Origin of the sequence: Paraburkholderia aspalathi (assembly GCF_905220735.1) — a bacterium.
GTDB lineage: Bacteria > Pseudomonadota > Gammaproteobacteria > Burkholderiales > Burkholderiaceae > Paraburkholderia > Paraburkholderia aspalathi.
The window spans coordinates 1,448,896-1,462,805 of record NZ_CAJNBA010000001.1 but is presented as its reverse complement, the minus strand read 5'-3'; the positions used below and the strand labels follow the sequence as shown (position 1 = coordinate 1,462,805).

At 61.2% G+C, this 13,910-nt stretch carries 14 protein-coding genes; 3 read left to right on the top strand and 11 right to left on the bottom strand.

Annotation, left to right across the window (positions count from 1 at the left end; genetic code table 11):
- Positions 1–72: 72 nt before the first annotated feature.
- On the bottom strand, positions 73–1,170 hold the full coding sequence (locus KHO30_RS06480) for an NADH:flavin oxidoreductase/NADH oxidase (RefSeq protein WP_200619274.1): 1,098 nt from the start codon (positions 1,168–1,170) through the stop codon (positions 73–75).
- An 87-nt stretch (positions 1,171–1,257) separates the two neighbouring features.
- On the opposite strand from KHO30_RS06480, the gene KHO30_RS06475 reads away from it, so the two are divergent.
- The gene (locus tag KHO30_RS06475; protein WP_211700995.1) at positions 1,258–1,587 is read left to right on the top strand and encodes an ArsR/SmtB family transcription factor; all 330 of its coding nucleotides are present in this window, start codon (positions 1,258–1,260) and stop codon (positions 1,585–1,587) included.
- Positions 1,588–1,638: 51 nt separating this feature from the next.
- Here the strand turns inward: KHO30_RS06475 and KHO30_RS06470 are convergent, their stop codons facing one another.
- Genes KHO30_RS06470 through KHO30_RS06460 form a run of 3 tightly spaced genes read right to left on the bottom strand, consistent with a single transcriptional unit; the run spans position 1,639 to position 4,552 of the window.
- A complete protein-coding gene (locus KHO30_RS06470) occupies positions 1,639–2,997 on the bottom strand; it encodes a sensor histidine kinase (RefSeq protein ID WP_211700362.1) in 1,359 nt (452 codons plus the stop codon).
- Between the two features lie 21 nt (positions 2,998–3,018).
- Positions 3,019–3,714, bottom strand: coding sequence for a response regulator transcription factor (locus KHO30_RS06465; RefSeq protein WP_200619272.1), 696 nt, complete (start codon positions 3,712–3,714; stop codon positions 3,019–3,021).
- Positions 3,715–3,724: 10 nt separating this feature from the next.
- Positions 3,725–4,552, bottom strand: coding sequence for a MipA/OmpV family protein (locus KHO30_RS06460; protein ID WP_200619271.1), 828 nt, complete (start codon positions 4,550–4,552; stop codon positions 3,725–3,727).
- 222 nt (positions 4,553–4,774) lie between these two features.
- Here KHO30_RS06460 and KHO30_RS06455 point away from each other — a divergent pair, with 222 nt between their 5' ends.
- A complete protein-coding gene (locus KHO30_RS06455) occupies positions 4,775–5,116 on the top strand; it encodes a hypothetical protein (RefSeq protein WP_200619270.1) in 342 nt (113 codons plus the stop codon).
- A 42-nt stretch (positions 5,117–5,158) separates the two neighbouring features.
- On the opposite strand, the gene KHO30_RS06450 is transcribed toward KHO30_RS06455, so the two are convergent.
- The 3 genes from KHO30_RS06450 to KHO30_RS06440 all read right to left on the bottom strand — a co-directional run bounded on the left by KHO30_RS06450 (position 5,159) and on the right by KHO30_RS06440 (position 7,678).
- Positions 5,159–5,770: a glutathione S-transferase family protein gene (locus KHO30_RS06450; protein ID WP_211700361.1), complete on the bottom strand. Its 612-nt coding sequence runs from the start codon at positions 5,768–5,770 to the stop codon at positions 5,159–5,161.
- A 163-nt stretch (positions 5,771–5,933) separates the two neighbouring features.
- Positions 5,934–6,911, bottom strand: coding sequence for a zinc-binding dehydrogenase (locus KHO30_RS06445; protein ID WP_200653806.1), 978 nt, complete (start codon positions 6,909–6,911; stop codon positions 5,934–5,936).
- 176 nt (positions 6,912–7,087) lie between these two features.
- Positions 7,088–7,678 (bottom strand): TetR/AcrR family transcriptional regulator, encoded by a 591-nt coding sequence (locus tag KHO30_RS06440; RefSeq protein WP_200653807.1) that lies wholly within the window; start codon positions 7,676–7,678, stop codon positions 7,088–7,090.
- Between the two features lie 160 nt (positions 7,679–7,838).
- On the opposite strand from KHO30_RS06440, the gene KHO30_RS06435 reads away from it, so the two are divergent.
- Positions 7,839–10,319, top strand: coding sequence for a phospholipase D-like domain-containing protein (locus KHO30_RS06435; RefSeq protein ID WP_211700360.1), 2,481 nt, complete (start codon positions 7,839–7,841; stop codon positions 10,317–10,319).
- A 255-nt stretch (positions 10,320–10,574) separates the two neighbouring features.
- On the opposite strand, the gene KHO30_RS06430 is transcribed toward KHO30_RS06435, so the two are convergent.
- From KHO30_RS06430 to KHO30_RS06415, 4 genes are all read right to left on the bottom strand, one after another.
- Positions 10,575–11,285 (bottom strand): hypothetical protein, encoded by a 711-nt coding sequence (locus KHO30_RS06430; protein ID WP_211700359.1) that lies wholly within the window; start codon positions 11,283–11,285, stop codon positions 10,575–10,577.
- 173 nt (positions 11,286–11,458) lie between these two features.
- A complete protein-coding gene (locus KHO30_RS06425; RefSeq protein WP_211700358.1) occupies positions 11,459–12,487 on the bottom strand; it encodes an alpha/beta hydrolase in 1,029 nt (342 codons plus the stop codon).
- Between the two features lie 37 nt (positions 12,488–12,524).
- Positions 12,525–12,950: an organic hydroperoxide resistance protein gene (locus KHO30_RS06420; RefSeq protein ID WP_200619263.1), complete on the bottom strand. Its 426-nt coding sequence runs from the start codon at positions 12,948–12,950 to the stop codon at positions 12,525–12,527.
- Between the two features lie 219 nt (positions 12,951–13,169).
- Entirely contained in the window at positions 13,170–13,736 is a 567-nt protein-coding gene (locus KHO30_RS06415) for a TetR/AcrR family transcriptional regulator (protein WP_054040330.1), read from the bottom strand.
- Positions 13,737–13,910 lie beyond the last annotated feature (174 nt).

Here is a 13,910-nt window from a genome sequence, read left to right as displayed (position 1 = left end):
CGCTTTTTACGCGCTTTTTACGCGCTTTTTACGTTTTCAGAGCCTTCGCTTAGCGTACGCGTCCTGCAACGTTCAGGCGACAGCGTAACGTTCGAGCCAATGAGCGTACGGCGCCGGCAGCGTCCACGAAGGACGTTCGATACCAAGCTTGCGCGCCGCATGGTACGGCCAGTGCGGATCGGCCAGATGCGCGCGGCCGACCATCACCAGGTCCAGTTGCTCGTTCTTGATGGAGCGGTCCGCCAGTTCCGGCGTATCGATGCCCCACGCGGACGAAACGGCGATACCGGCTTCGCGGCGCACACGCTCTGCGATCGGCGCGAGAAACGCCGGCGCCCATGGAATACGTGCGGCAGGCGTGGAGAAGCCCACGCTGACGCTCAGCATATCCAGCCCTTCGCGCTTGAAGTTCTTCGCCAGTTCGATCGACTCGGCGAGCGTTTCCTCGTCGCGTCCGTCGTACTCGATCACGCCGAAACGCGCCGTCAACGGCAGATGCTCAGGCCACACCTTGCGCACAGCGGCCAGGGTTTCCAGCAGGAAGCGGCTGCGGTTTTCGAGGTTGCCGCCGTACGCGTCATCGCGTTGATTGGAGTGCGTCGAGAAAAAGCTCTGGCCGAGGTAGCCGTGTGCGAAGTGCAGTTCGAGCCATTCAAAACCCGCATCAAGGGCCCGCTTAGCAGCGGCGACGAAGTCTTCGCGCACGCGGGCGATGTCGTCAAGCGTCATCGCTTTCGGTACTTTCGGCAGCCCGCCGCCGAAGGCGATCGCCGACGGCGCGATGGTCTGCCAGCCGCGGGAGTCACTTTCTGCGATGTGGTCGTCGCCTTCCCACGGACGGTTGGCGCTGGCTTTACGGCCCGCGTGGCCGATCTGGATGCCCGGCACGGCGCCCGCTGCCTTGATCGACGCAACGACCGGCGCGAAAGCCTGCGCCTGCTCGTCGGTCCAGATGCCCGCGCAGCCCGGCGTGATACGGCCCTCGGGCGACACCGCCGTCGCCTCGACGATCACCAGCCCCGCACCGCCGCGCGCCAGACCGGCGAGGTGGACGCGGTGCCAGTCGTTGATCAGGCCGTCTTCGGCGGTGTACTGGCACATCGGCGGAATGGCGATCCGGTTGCGCAAGGAAACGTCCTTGAGCTTGTAGGGCTGAAATAATGCTGACATCGGGCTAAACTCCTGTGGCCATGCTTGTACGGTAGTTCGACAAACATCGAACTATGGAGTATGGCAGAAACCTTTATCATCTGCACAATGCGCACCTATACCCATCCTGCCGCCGAGGATTTCACGCTCGGACGGCTCTTTCATGCTCTTAGCGACCCCGTGCGCCTCGAGATCGTCCGTCAGCTTTCAACGGTCGACGAGGCCACCTGCGGCGACCTTGACGGTGGCCGCCCCAAGTCGAGCGTCTCCCATCACTTCCGGATCCTGCGTGAAGCGGGGCTGGTACGCACGCGCGTTGCCGGCACCGTGCATCAGAATTCGCTGCGGCGTAACGAGCTGGATGCCCGCTTTCCGGGCTTGATGGAGGCGATCATCAAACAGATCGCTAATGAACCGGCGTTGAGTGAACCGGCTTGATGGCCGGTTGAAAATCGGCTGAAGATCGATACAAGCGCAACGGGCGCGGCGCTACGAGAACCACACCGCGAAGCGTGTGCCTGACATCAGACTGCTCACGGTCAGGCGCCATTCGTGAGCCGTCGCGATCTCCTTGCAGATCGCGAGACCGAGTCCGGCGCCGTCATGCCGGGCATCCGGCGCGCGCCAGAACCGCTTGAAGAGAAACGGCAGATACTCCTGCCTGATGCCCGGTCCTTCGTCCTGAACCTGCACCGAGACGGCATCGACGATCAGCACGACCGAGCTATGCGCCGGCGACGCATTGATCGCGTTCTCAACGATGTTCTTGAGCAGAATGAACAACGCACTTCGATCCGCCCAGATCGACGGCGACGCGACCGTGGTTTCGAGCCGGAGCGTCACATTCTTGCGGTCGGCCTTGCGCGCAAGATAAGCGACCACGTCCTGCACCACGTCGACGATATTCACCTCGCCGAAACTGAAATTCTGCGACTCGCTAACTTCGGCGAGATGCAACAGTTGCCGAACCTGACGCGCCATTAGATCGATTTCGCGAAACAGCAATTCCTTGTCGTTGATCCCTGGCTGCAGTTCGATCTGGCCGCGGATCAAGGTGAGCGGCGTCTGCAATTCATGCGCGGCTGACGCGAGAAACTGCTGCTGCACGGCGAAGCCGTTTTCGAGTCGGTCGAGCGCTTCATTGAAGGCATGGATCAACGGCTTGATTTCACTCGGAACGCCCTCGACGGAGAGCCGCGTCGTGAGGTTGCGCGGCGTAATCCGCGCAGCCGCGCGCGACGCCTCTCTGAGCGGCTTGAGCACCCGATGCACTGTAAATGGGAAAGTCAGGCCAAAAATGATCGTGGCCACGACAATGATCGTCTTGATGATCGCCGGCATCGGCCTGACCTTGGCGTCGATAAGCGCGTCGACGAAGCGCTCCGACGTTGCGGTCTGGGTATAGAAAACTGCCGGGCCGCGCACAACCCGCAGCGTCAGGACTTCGAATGGCTTCGCCCCTATCTCCGCCCGCCGAACATTGCCAACGGCCCTGGATAGATCACCCGCAATCCATGCTTCACTCCCCTGGGCACCTTCCGACGCCAGCAACACGTTGCCGCGTTCGTCGAGTACCCGGTACTTCAGTTCCGTCGGCGCAACCTCGAAAAGCCAGGCCTTCTGCGAAGGAAGCGCCACGGAAACCAGACGGCCGGCACCGTCGAACCGGAGTCCACTGGTAATCGCCGTGGCGCTTTCCATTTCCTCGTGCAACCCGAGCATCTGCTGAGGGAAGTGACTGAACGCATAGGTAGCGGCCGTCGCCAGCACGGTCAGGCTGATCGCGAGAGCAACAATGCTGGTCACCCAAAGCCGCGCGGACAAACTGCGAATCCAGTGTTTGAGCATGGTGAGCAATGGGCCGTTGATTTAGTGCTGCCCGGTGGAGCCGGCCGCAACCTGAAGCGCGAAGCCCGCGCCGCGAATATTGGCGAGCCGTGTCGTCGCGCCGAGCGTGGTCAGCTTTTTACGCAGGCGATGCAGCGTGACTTCGAGCGCATTGGGCGTGACGGCTTCGCCGAGTCCCCACGCGGCATGTTCGAGCGCCGCGTGCCGGACGGTGGCGCCCGCCGCCTTCACGAGGCACAGCACGATCTGCAACTCGGCAGGCGCCAGCAGAACAGACTGCGCGCCGCAGCGCATGGCGCGTTGCTGCGGATCGACCGTGACGTCTCCGAACGAAATCACCAGATCCGTCAGCGCCACCGGCCGGCGCATCAGCGTACGCACCCGCGCGACCAGTTCACTCATGGCGAAGGGCTTGGTCACGTAGTCGTCCGCACCGTTTTCCAATCCGTCGACGCGGTCATGCAGCGCGTCGCGCGCGGTCAGCATGAGCGAGGGCGTCATCTGCCCTGCCGTGCGCAACGTCCGCAGAAAAGTCAGGCCGTCGCCATCCGGCAACCCGCGATCGATGATGAGCACCGCATAGTCGGCACGGCTCACACCATAATGCGCCTCCGAAATGGTGCCGAACACATCGGTCTCGATGCCTGCAGCGGAAAGCGCCTGACGGATCATGCCGGCCAGGCGCTCGTGGTCTTCGATCAGTGCGACACGCGACATGCGGTGGTGCTCAGTTGAATTCGTAAAGGTAGCCGACCCTGGCTTGCGGAATATAGCGTTTGCCCACCAGCGGACTGTCGGTGATGCCGCTGCCCAGGTGCGCGACGCCGACGTCGAGAATCAGGATCTGATGACGCGTGAACTTGTAGTCGATACGCGTTCCGACCGAGATGTCGTAGGTCGCCTTGCCGGCATATTCCGGGCGCCCGGCGCGCGCTTCGGACGAGCGTACGCCGTAATAGTAATCGACATATTTGCTGCTCAACCAATCCACGCCGGCGTGCGGTTCGAACTCGAATTTGCCGTACTCGAAGGTCTTGCTGAAATCGATCGTGGCTTTCTGGCCCTTGTTGCCGCCCTCCAGAAAATCGCCCGAGAGCGTGCCGTATGCGGTGTGCCATGCAAGCGCCGGGCCGTACCAGAACGCGCCGTTGCGGTTCTGCATGCCGCTCAGGATCGGCGCATCCGACGCCTTGTAGCCGTCGCCGATGGCATATTGTCCGCGCAAGGCGAGGCTCACGTTGCTCCACTTGCCGATCTTCAGATCGACAGCCGTGCCAAATGCATGCACCCATTTGTTGTCGAACGAAATCAGCGGAATCGGTGTGTATTTCGTGCCGTAGCCTTTGTAAGGCGCCTGCTCGATGCCCGCGCCCACGCCCAGACCCCAATGCGTCACGTTGGTGGAATTGTTCAGCACGGTGAAACCTGTGTCGTCCGCCGTGGGCGGCTCCGGACTCTGGCCGTCGGCCCAGGCCGTGCCCGAATACGCCCAGAATGATGCGAACGATGCGATAGCCAGTAACAGCCTGCGCTCACGGCGAAGAGTTTTTTTCACGTCGAGTCCTGAGTTGATGGATGAGGCGGCATCGACTCTAGAACCACTGGACTTACTCGTTACTTACTCGAAGCGGTGGGAACGGACGTATTGGGTTGCAGCACACGGGATAGGGAACGATCGCGGCAGCACATGCCTCAGAAAAGCCCGCCGACCGTAAGTATCAGGTAAGTCATGCGAGTTCAGCATCGAGACCGCTATCCGATTGCGGGATCTCACTCGATGAAACTCACCACTACGACCGCACTGCGCGCAAACGCCGTGCTCCTCTGCCTCTCGACGTGCGTCGCCATCATACCGAGCCTGACCCTTTCGGTGCTGTTCGGCCTGTTCGACGACAACCCGCCCTCGCTGCCCTACCACGGGGCCACGATCGCACTCGCACTGCTCGTCATGTTTTCGTTGCGATGGGGCGCACGCCGCGCGTTCGATGCGGCTTTAGCGGCACACCAGGTCAGATTGCTCGACGAGCCCGCCGACCAGGCATCGATCGACGCGTACTGCGCGCGTGCGTGGCTCGTCCAGTTACATGTGGAACTGCAGGGGCGTCACTGTATCGATTGATTGATCTGGGACTGCGCTGGGAGAGCGGCGGCCCCCAGTCGCTTACACGCCGCCCTTCTCCATCGCACGCTGGTACGCGGAGCGTGCCTCGAGGCGATCGACAAACGCAGTGATATTCGGGAACGCGTCGCGTCCGCAAAACTTGAGGCACGTTTGCGCGACGAACGAGAGCTGGATATCGACACCCGTCAATTCATCGCCCATCAGGTAATCGCGGCCGGCCAATTCCTGATTCAGAAAACCGAGGTGATTCTGCAACTCACTTTCGATTCTCGGTTGCAACGGAGCCGCACCTTCGCCAAGACGCGCCGTGTACACCTTCAGCATCAGCGGCAGCATGGCCGAGCCTTCGGCATAGTGCAGAAACTGCGCGTAACGATCGTACTCGTCGGTTCCGTATGCAGGGGCGAGGCGGCCGTTGCCATGGCGGCGAATCAGATAGTCTACGATCGCACCCGACTCGAAAATCACTTTCTCGCCGTCGCGAATCACAGGGGCCTTGCCCAGCGGATGGATCGCCATCAGTTCCGGCGGAGCGAGATGGGTTTGCGGATTCCGCTGATATTGAACGAGCGTGTAGTCGAGGCCGAGTTCTTCCAGCAACCAGGTAATGCGGCGCGAACGGGATTCGTTGAGGTGATGGACTTCGATCATGGAGTGGGTTGTTGAGTCGGTGAGAGAAAGCGCGGACAACGCCTGCCCCGAAACCGTTCGACGATTCACGTGGGCAGGCATTGGAAGGATCTTGCGAACGGGCATCAGCGTGACACTGCACGGCATAAACTTGTGCGTCGATGCAGCAACACGCCTCTGCTCGTTAGAACCGCAACAGCACTTTGCCCTTGCGAGCGCTCTTCCCGCTCTCCGCTGCAGCTTGCGCCACGTTCTCGACGTCGAAGACGGCTTCCACCGGCAGCTTCAGTTCACCCGACGCAGCGAGCCTCAGCAATTCGCCGATCATTCGCGCTTTATCCGCCCCCGAAGTGACCTCGAAAATCTTGCTCGCCCAGAAACCCTTGACGGTCGCCTGTTTGAAGATCGCATCGCCGGAACTGAGGCGCATCGGTTCATTGGACATCGCGCCGAACGACACCAGGGTGCCGTTTTCGCCAAGCAGACCGAAGATGTCACCGCTGGCGTCGCCGCCCACCGAATCGACACCCGCCATAATCGGTGCATCGCCGACGATCTCGCGAACCCGCTTCTTCCAGCCGTCGCTTTCGGTCGACACCGCATTGCCGATACCGACCTCGGCCAATTCCGCAATACCCGCCTCGCGCCGGACCAGATTGACCCCATTGATGCCGCGCGCGTTGGCGAGCATCGCCAGAGTCTTACCGACCGCACCGTTCGCCGTGTTCTGGATGAACCACTGACCGGGTTCGAGGTGCAGATATTCGAGCAACATGACCGCGCTCAACGGCATGGCGATCAGTTGGCAACCTACTTCGTCGCTGATCGCGTCAGGCAGCGGGACCACCGCTGCCGCCGGGGCCAGAACGTAATCGGCCCAGCCCTCGTAGATGCCGGCCACCACCACGCGCTGACCGGGCTTCAGGTGTTCGACACCTTCGCCGATCGCGTCGATCACGCCGGCGACTTCCGTGCCGCCCACGGCCGGCAGTTTCGGCTTGTAGCCATACTGACCGCGAATCGTCCAGAGGTCGTGATTGTGAATCGGCGACAAGGTCGATTTGATGCGCACCTGGCCCGCGCCGGGATTCGGCGTGGGACGTTCCGCGACCTGCAGTACCTCGGCGGGATTGCCGAAAGAGGAATAGATAACGCTACGCAAAGTCGATCTCCTGGAATGTGCAACGATGAGGGCTCCGTTCTGCGCGGAGTGAGGGGTTCTGCAAGTGCTTTTTTGGGTGCTTCTCCGGGTGCTTCTGCAAATGGTTTTCTGAGTGCTTCGGTTGATGCTGCTGTTCGAGGAACCTCATCAGCATCAGAGCCTTGGCCACAGCCATGTCATACCGCGCGCAGGACGCTCTGTGTGACCGCCATGGCCTGCGCCATCGCGCTTCCATCCTGCCGCAGCTTGGTGACGAGCGCCGCGCCGAGCCACATGTGGTACAGGAGTTCGGCCGCCTCCCGAGCCCGGATCTCCGGCGAAAGCGAGCCGTCTGCCTGGCCTTCTTCGATCACGGAAGCAAGACGCACCATCAGGCGGTCGACGCCGTCGCGCAGCACCACGCGCATCTCATCGGACAGGTCGCCGACTTCCGCGCTCAGCTTCACCACCAGGCACTTTTCGTCGCCGTCCTGATCCAGTTGCTCCTGCTGCCAGGCAGCCCAATAGCTCAGCAGCTTGTCACGACCGTTGACGCCGGGCCGACCGAACAGCTCGTCGAGACGCACCGCGTAGTCGGCAACGTATTGCCGCAGCAACTCGCTGCCGAACGATTCCTTCGAGCCGAAGTAGTGATAGAACGAGCCCTTCGGAATCTCGGCAGTCGTCAGAATCTCGTTCAACCCAACCGCGACAAAACCTTTGCGCGCGATCAGCGCGCGCCCGGCGTCGAGGATGTGGCGGCGAATGTGGGGGTGGCTAGCTCTCATAGGAACCGGATTATGGCCTCAATTAGACCAGTCGTCTAGAGCGCAAATGTGTGACTCGTTCGTGTCCGCTTTGCGGGACGGACACACTGCTGTCATGGCCACGCCATAACAACGCGTCACGCTGGTATGAGCTGTTCCGTCCTCACCCAGGAGACATGCCATGTTGACCGCCCGCGTTGGAATCGTATCGCAATCCGCCGCCGTACCTTACACCGATGTCGTCCGTGTCGCGCAGGCACTCAACCTGCAGATCAGCCGCGATCTCGCCCCGATCTGGAACGTGTCGGGCACGGTCGTCGCGCTCGAGTCCACTGACCATCTCGATCCAGGCGTCTGGCCGGTTTACGTAGTGGACGAGGTTCAAGCGGGGGCCGCCGGCTTTCACCTGACCGAGCACAACCAGCCGTTCGCGGTTGTCCTGGCCGGCAATACGTGGTCGCTATCGGCGAGTCACGAGATACTTGAAATGCTGGTCGATCCGGGCGGCAACCGCCTCACCGCGGCCAATGCGGTGACGATCATCGACAACGAAGTGCAGGACGGTGACGGCAAGGTCGAATACCTGGTCGAGATTTGCGATCCGCCCGAAGACGCAACCTGCGCCTATCTGATCGACGACGTGCTGGTCTCGGACTTCTACACGCCCAATTATTTCGACCCTGCCGGCACGTCGGGCGCACGCTACAGTTTCAGTGGCAAGATCACGCGACCCCGTCAGGTGCTGCCTAATGGCTATCTCACCTGGTTCAACCCGCAGAACAACAAGTTGCAGCAGGTCAGGCATTTCGGCGCGCCCGAAATTATCGATCTCGCATCCGGGCAACCCGGTGGCGGATCGCTGACGGGGGGACGGTCGTTGCGCAGCTTCGTCGATGGCCTCACACAGTTGCCCCAGCCGCTCTCGCAATTGAAAGCCAGCGCACCGGCGGTGGAACGGCGGGACGCGCGCCGCATGATATTCGCCAGTGCGTTGCCAACCGGCGCGGCTCTTTTCTCGGCGGCGCTCGCTCGCCTCAAGACGGACCCTGCCGACACCACCGTTTCTGCGCGGGAAACCCCAGCGATCAACATCCGGACCATGCTCGACACGCACGCCGAGTCGTTCCGGCAAGAGGGCGTGCTGTCCGTGCGTAGCGGCTTGCAATGGGCGACGCCTGGGCGCGCTGTGATGCGTGCCATTGTCGTCACCGTGACGGCGGACAGGCTCACAGCGCTGCAAGCCGCGTTGCCGAAGCAGATCGACGGCGTACCCGTCGATGTACGCGCAGCCGACACCATGGAATCGATGCAGACGCTAGATCCGTCGCGATATTGCGCACTAGCTGAAGCCCGCCATGAACTGCGGCAACCCGATTTCGCGGACCAGGTGTTCTTCGATAGACAAGGCAACGCACTCGCGAGTCCGCCTGCGCCGCTCCAGGCGTTCGTCGCTGCCCGCGCGCGCAAGGTGGAGATTCCGTACACACCGGCGCCCGATGCGAATCTCGATGCGGTGACGGAGCAGGTCTCCCTGGTCCTGCACGTGAGTCCCGATGCCGGATGGGCGGAGCTATCGAATTTCATCGCCGGCGTTCGCGAAGAACTGGTGGTGGGAATGTACGACTTCACGTCCGAGCACATCCTCACCGCAGTCGAGTCCGCGTTTGCCGGGGACCAGAAGCTGACGCTCACGCTCGATCATCCCGCGAAGAATCCCACCGCCGACCAGACCGACGAGCAAACCCAGACCGATCTATCGAAGAAGCTCGGTGAACGCTTCGCCGGCACATGGGCGCTCACCAATGCCGACCCGAAGGCACCAGTCTGGATCTATCCAAACGCGTATCACATCAAGGTCGCTGTGCGCGAAGACGATACCTTCTGGCTCTCCTCGGGCAACTGGAACAACAGCAATCAGCCGGAGATCGATCTGTCGGATGTGGCAGCCGCGCGCAAGCTCGCCGAGAAAAGCGATCGGGACTGGCATGTGATTGTCACGAGCAAGGCGTTGGCCAGCACGTTCCGCGCATTCCTGCAGCACGACTATGCGGTCTCCCACGACGCGATAACTGATGCCAAGGCACAGGGGCTGGATATTCCGGGAGCCGGAAACGCCGCTCTCGACGTTCCGATCGAAGCGTTTGCAGCCGGCAAAGCCCCGCGCCAGTTCTTCGCGCCCAGAACGTTGAGCGAAACCGTACAAATCCAGCCGCTACTCACGCCCGATAACTATCAGCCGCATGTTCAGGCGCTCATCGAGTCCACCCAGCAGCGCTTCTACATGCAGACCCAATATATCCATCCGAGCGGACGCCCGGACGATGCACAACATGATGCGTTGATTGCGGCCGTGAAGACGCTCATCGACCGCAAACTCGACGTGCGTCTCATCACCAGTCAGTTTCAGAACGACGCATGGGTCGAAAAGCTGGTCGCGGCGGGCGTCCCGTCGTCGGTGCTGCGCCGGCAGGCGAACGTTCACAACAAGGGAATCGTGGTCGATGGAAATGTCGTCATGGTCAGCAGCCAGAACTGGTCGGCGGACGGCACGCTGCGCAATCGCGATGCGGGCCTGATCATTCATAGCGCCGATGCCGCGGCTTACTTCGAGCAGATTTTCCTGCACGACTGGAATTATCTGGCTTCGCCGGTGGGGAGCTGAGGAGACTGGCGACGCACGCCTATGCGGTTCTGGAAACCGGCTCTGTAAAACGGAGGCGGCACAACGTGCCAGGCGGATTCGGTGGCAAGCTGCTGGCGATTCGACGTAATTTGTCCGTCACCTACCAACAATTTGGCGATGGCATGATGATGCTTCGTACCCGCCCCTGCGGCTCGAGAACTTGCAGCCGGATGTGCTGCAGTCCGACACCGCCCGGGCGGGCACGCTTTCTTCTAAACCCTGCATCGGCAAGGTTTAACCCTTCGCGGGACGCCCTGTCTTCACCGTCTCGAGCGACGACACCGCAGCCAGCAGGCGCTGTGGCGAAGCCGACTCCAGCATCATCAGGCCCGCTCGCAACAGCTCGCTCTTCTTCACCGGCACGCCGGCGTCGAGACACTTCTGCTTGAGCGACGCGATCATGTCGTAGTCCGATTTCGGCATCGTGAAGCTGTCGCGCACGACTTTTTCTTTCTTCGGCTGCTTGGCTTTCTTGGCTTCCGGAGCGCTGACAGGCGTGGCTTCCGCAGTTGCGGAACGCTTCGGCTTGGCTGCTTTCCTGGTGGTTTGCGCCGCTTCGGCAGTGGCCGCGGGCTTGGTTTTGGCCGCTTTCTCGACGACAGGCTTTGCTTCCGCCGCTGCCGAGGACTTCGCTTTAGCCGCCTTCTTGACGACAGAGGCCGCTTCCGCAGTTGCCGAGCGCTTTGCTTTGGCCGGCTTCTTGACGGCGGGCTTCGCTTCCGCAGTCGCCGCGCGTTTCACTTTTTTCGCTGCTTTCTTGACGACCGGCGTTGCTTCCGCAGCGGCTGCGCGCTTCGCTTTGGACGCTTTTTCGACGGCAGGCGCCGCTTGCGCCGGCTGCTCCGCCGCAACTACCGGCTCGGCGCCATCTACTGCGTGCCTGGACGAACTCTTGGGGAAGTGGAACGCCTTCTTGGTGTGCTCTTTCGTAACGGGTGTTGTCATGTGGTCTCTCCGTGTTGATAACCGTATAAACAGTATATACCGTTTATTTTGCTATCGGACATGGAGCGCCATAGGCTGCCGGTTCGGCAATCGACTTGCATACGGCGGGAAATAACGCTGGTAACCGCGGCGCGGTGCTGTCATGCAACACGCCGCGATCAAGGCGGGACGGCTTACTTCAGACGCGCTTGCAATTCGTTGGCAAGCTGTCTCGTTGCAGCCTTGGTCGGCGCGTCGTTGGCGAGCGCGTTGAGCAAGCCAAAGTCGTGGATCGTGCCGTTGTAGCGAACCGTCGTGACTTCGTCGCCCGCTGTATCGAGCTTGCGACCATAGGCCTGGCCTTCATCGCGCAGTACGTCGAATTGCGCGACCTGGATGAGCGCTGGCGGCAGACCCTTCAACTGCTCCACTGACGCGCGCAGCGGCGACGCGTAGATCTCATTGCGCTGCTTCGGATCCTTGGTGTACGCGTCCCAGAACCACTTCATCATCGGCCGGGTCAGGAAGTGACCTTCCGGATAGGCGTTGTACGAGCCGTCGCTGAAATTGTTGTCCGTCACCGGCCACATCAGGCCTTGAAAGCGGATTGCAGGGCCCTGCTTGTTCTTCGCCATCAGGGATACAACCGCGGCCATGTTGCCGCCGACGCTGTTGCCCACTACTGCAAGGCGGCTGCCGTCCACACCGATTTCACTGCCATGTTCCGCGACCCATTTGGTGGCCGTGTACGCCTGATTGATCGCTACCGGGTAACGCGCTTCGGGCGACGGCGTGTAATTGACAAACACCGCCACAGCCCCGGATTGCACGACGAGGTCGCGCACCAGCCTCTCGTGCGTCTGGAAGTCCCCAAGTATCCAACCGCCGCCGTGGAAGAACATGAACACCGGCAACGTGCCCGTTGCGCCTTGCGGCCGTACGATCGTGATCGGCACGCTGATGCCGTCCTGCTCGATGGTCTTGTTCGACACATCGATGCCGGAGAGGTCAACCTTGACGCTGTTCTGCGCGCCGACCAGCACCTGACGCGCCTGCGCCGGTGTCAACGTGTTGATTGCCGGTCCTGTGCCGCTGTTCAACGCATGCAGGAACTGGCTGGTCACCAGATCGGGCGAGGCGGGTGTTGCCGGGCTTGCGGCAACGGCGAGGGTCGCGCTGGTTGCAAGTACAGTGGCCAGCAGCAAAGGCTTGAGGGTCTTCATGATGTTTTCCAGGTTCGTGACGGTGAGAGGCTGAGGCTTAGACGATCGTCAGGGTGACGTCGATGTTGCCGCGGGTCGCGTTCGAGTACGGGCAAACGACGTGCGCCTTGTCGACCAGCGTTTGTGCCGCTTCGCGCGGCATGCCGGGCAGCGAGATCTTCAGTTCCACTTCAATGCCAAAGCCATTCGGGATCTGGCCGATGCCGACGCTGCCATCAATCGAGACGTCCGCGGGGATGGCGATCTTGTCGCGGGCCGCGACGAATTTCATCGCGCCGAGGAAACAGGCGCTATAGCCGGCCGCGAAGAGCTGTTCCGGATTGGCGCCCTCGCCGCCCGCACCGCCCAGTTCTTTCGGCGTGGTCAGCTTGAAATCGAGGTTGCCTGCAGGCACCACGGCGCGGCCATCGCGGCCACCGGTGGCATGAGCTTGGGCACGGTAGAGGACTTTTTCGAGTGACATGGTGAAGCTCCTTACAAGAGTGAGTGATTGGACTTGCTATCTACTACTAGATAGATTCATCCGCAAAAAATTAAACAGACAAACCAGGCTTTTCCTGGCTACGTCATATTCCCCGCTTTATTCCCCACCCATCTATCTACTTGAAGATAGATGGGTGGGCCAAACAAAGAGGCGGCGTACCGCCTCATACCTGATTACCTGACTATCGCGGTGTGAGCTTCACTTCGCGATCCGCACCGTTGCCTCGACGTCTTCGAGCCGGGCCTTGGTGTGGAACAGACGGCTTGCGAGCACACTGCCCTGAAAAGCCGCGTACAACGCCCGCGCCGCGTTTTCCGGTTTGCCGTTCACCGCCAGCGTCCCTTCCTGCACGCCTTGCGCGAGAACCTTGGCGAGCCAGTTTTCGTTCGCTTTAAAAAACGCCTGCACGGCCTGGCGGATGTTGTCGGGCAGTGATTCGATGTCTGCAGCCAGCATGCCGCACAGGCAGATCTGATTGCCATCACCGAGAGTCCTGCCGAACAGCTTCGCGTACTTGCTCAGCTTTGTGTCCGCTGCCAATGAAGCGTTAATGCCATGGAGCGCGCCCAATACCTCGTTGCTATACGCGTTCACCGCCTCCAGAACCAGATCGTCTTTCGACGGAAAGTAGTAATGGATGCTCGAGGTCTTGACGCCGACCAGACTGGACAGATCACGGTAACTGAACCCGTTGTAACCACGCAGCATGATGAGCGTGATTGCGTGGTCGAGGATCTGTTCGCGCACTGTCGTTGTCGGTTCCATGGACTGAACTTTATCTACTCGTAGATAGACTGTCAAGCGGCTTCGCAATTTTTCAGTCGATGCGACGTGGTTATCAGACATGAAGGCAGAGCCGCTGTGGCATAGACTGTTTTCTGTCGCCGGCTCAACCGTTGCCTATCCTGCGAAGTACCGTGGGAGACAGAGCCCGCAACA

Excerpts from the sequence above, each read along its gene's own strand:
- KHO30_RS06480 (WP_200619274.1), bottom strand. The coding sequence starts at position 1,170 with ATGTCAGCATTATTTCAGCCCTACAAGCTCAAGGACGTTTCCTTGCGC.
- KHO30_RS06475 (WP_211700995.1), top strand. The coding sequence starts at position 1,258 with ATGCGCACCTATACCCATCCTGCCGCCGAGGATTTCACGCTCGGACGG.
- KHO30_RS06470 (WP_211700362.1), bottom strand. The coding sequence starts at position 2,997 with ATGCTCAAACACTGGATTCGCAGTTTGTCCGCGCGGCTTTGGGTGACC.
- KHO30_RS06465 (WP_200619272.1), bottom strand. The coding sequence starts at position 3,714 with ATGTCGCGTGTCGCACTGATCGAAGACCACGAGCGCCTGGCCGGCATG.
- KHO30_RS06455 (WP_200619270.1), top strand. The coding sequence starts at position 4,775 with ATGAAACTCACCACTACGACCGCACTGCGCGCAAACGCCGTGCTCCTC.
- KHO30_RS06450 (WP_211700361.1), bottom strand. The coding sequence starts at position 5,770 with ATGATCGAAGTCCATCACCTCAACGAATCCCGTTCGCGCCGCATTACC.
- KHO30_RS06440 (WP_200653807.1), bottom strand. The coding sequence starts at position 7,678 with ATGAGAGCTAGCCACCCCCACATTCGCCGCCACATCCTCGACGCCGGG.
- KHO30_RS06435 (WP_211700360.1), top strand. The coding sequence starts at position 7,839 with ATGTTGACCGCCCGCGTTGGAATCGTATCGCAATCCGCCGCCGTACCT.
- KHO30_RS06430 (WP_211700359.1), bottom strand. The coding sequence starts at position 11,285 with ATGACAACACCCGTTACGAAAGAGCACACCAAGAAGGCGTTCCACTTC.
- KHO30_RS06425 (WP_211700358.1), bottom strand. The coding sequence starts at position 12,487 with ATGAAGACCCTCAAGCCTTTGCTGCTGGCCACTGTACTTGCAACCAGC.
- KHO30_RS06420 (WP_200619263.1), bottom strand. The coding sequence starts at position 12,950 with ATGTCACTCGAAAAAGTCCTCTACCGTGCCCAAGCTCATGCCACCGGT.
- KHO30_RS06415 (WP_054040330.1), bottom strand. The coding sequence starts at position 13,736 with ATGGAACCGACAACGACAGTGCGCGAACAGATCCTCGACCACGCAATC.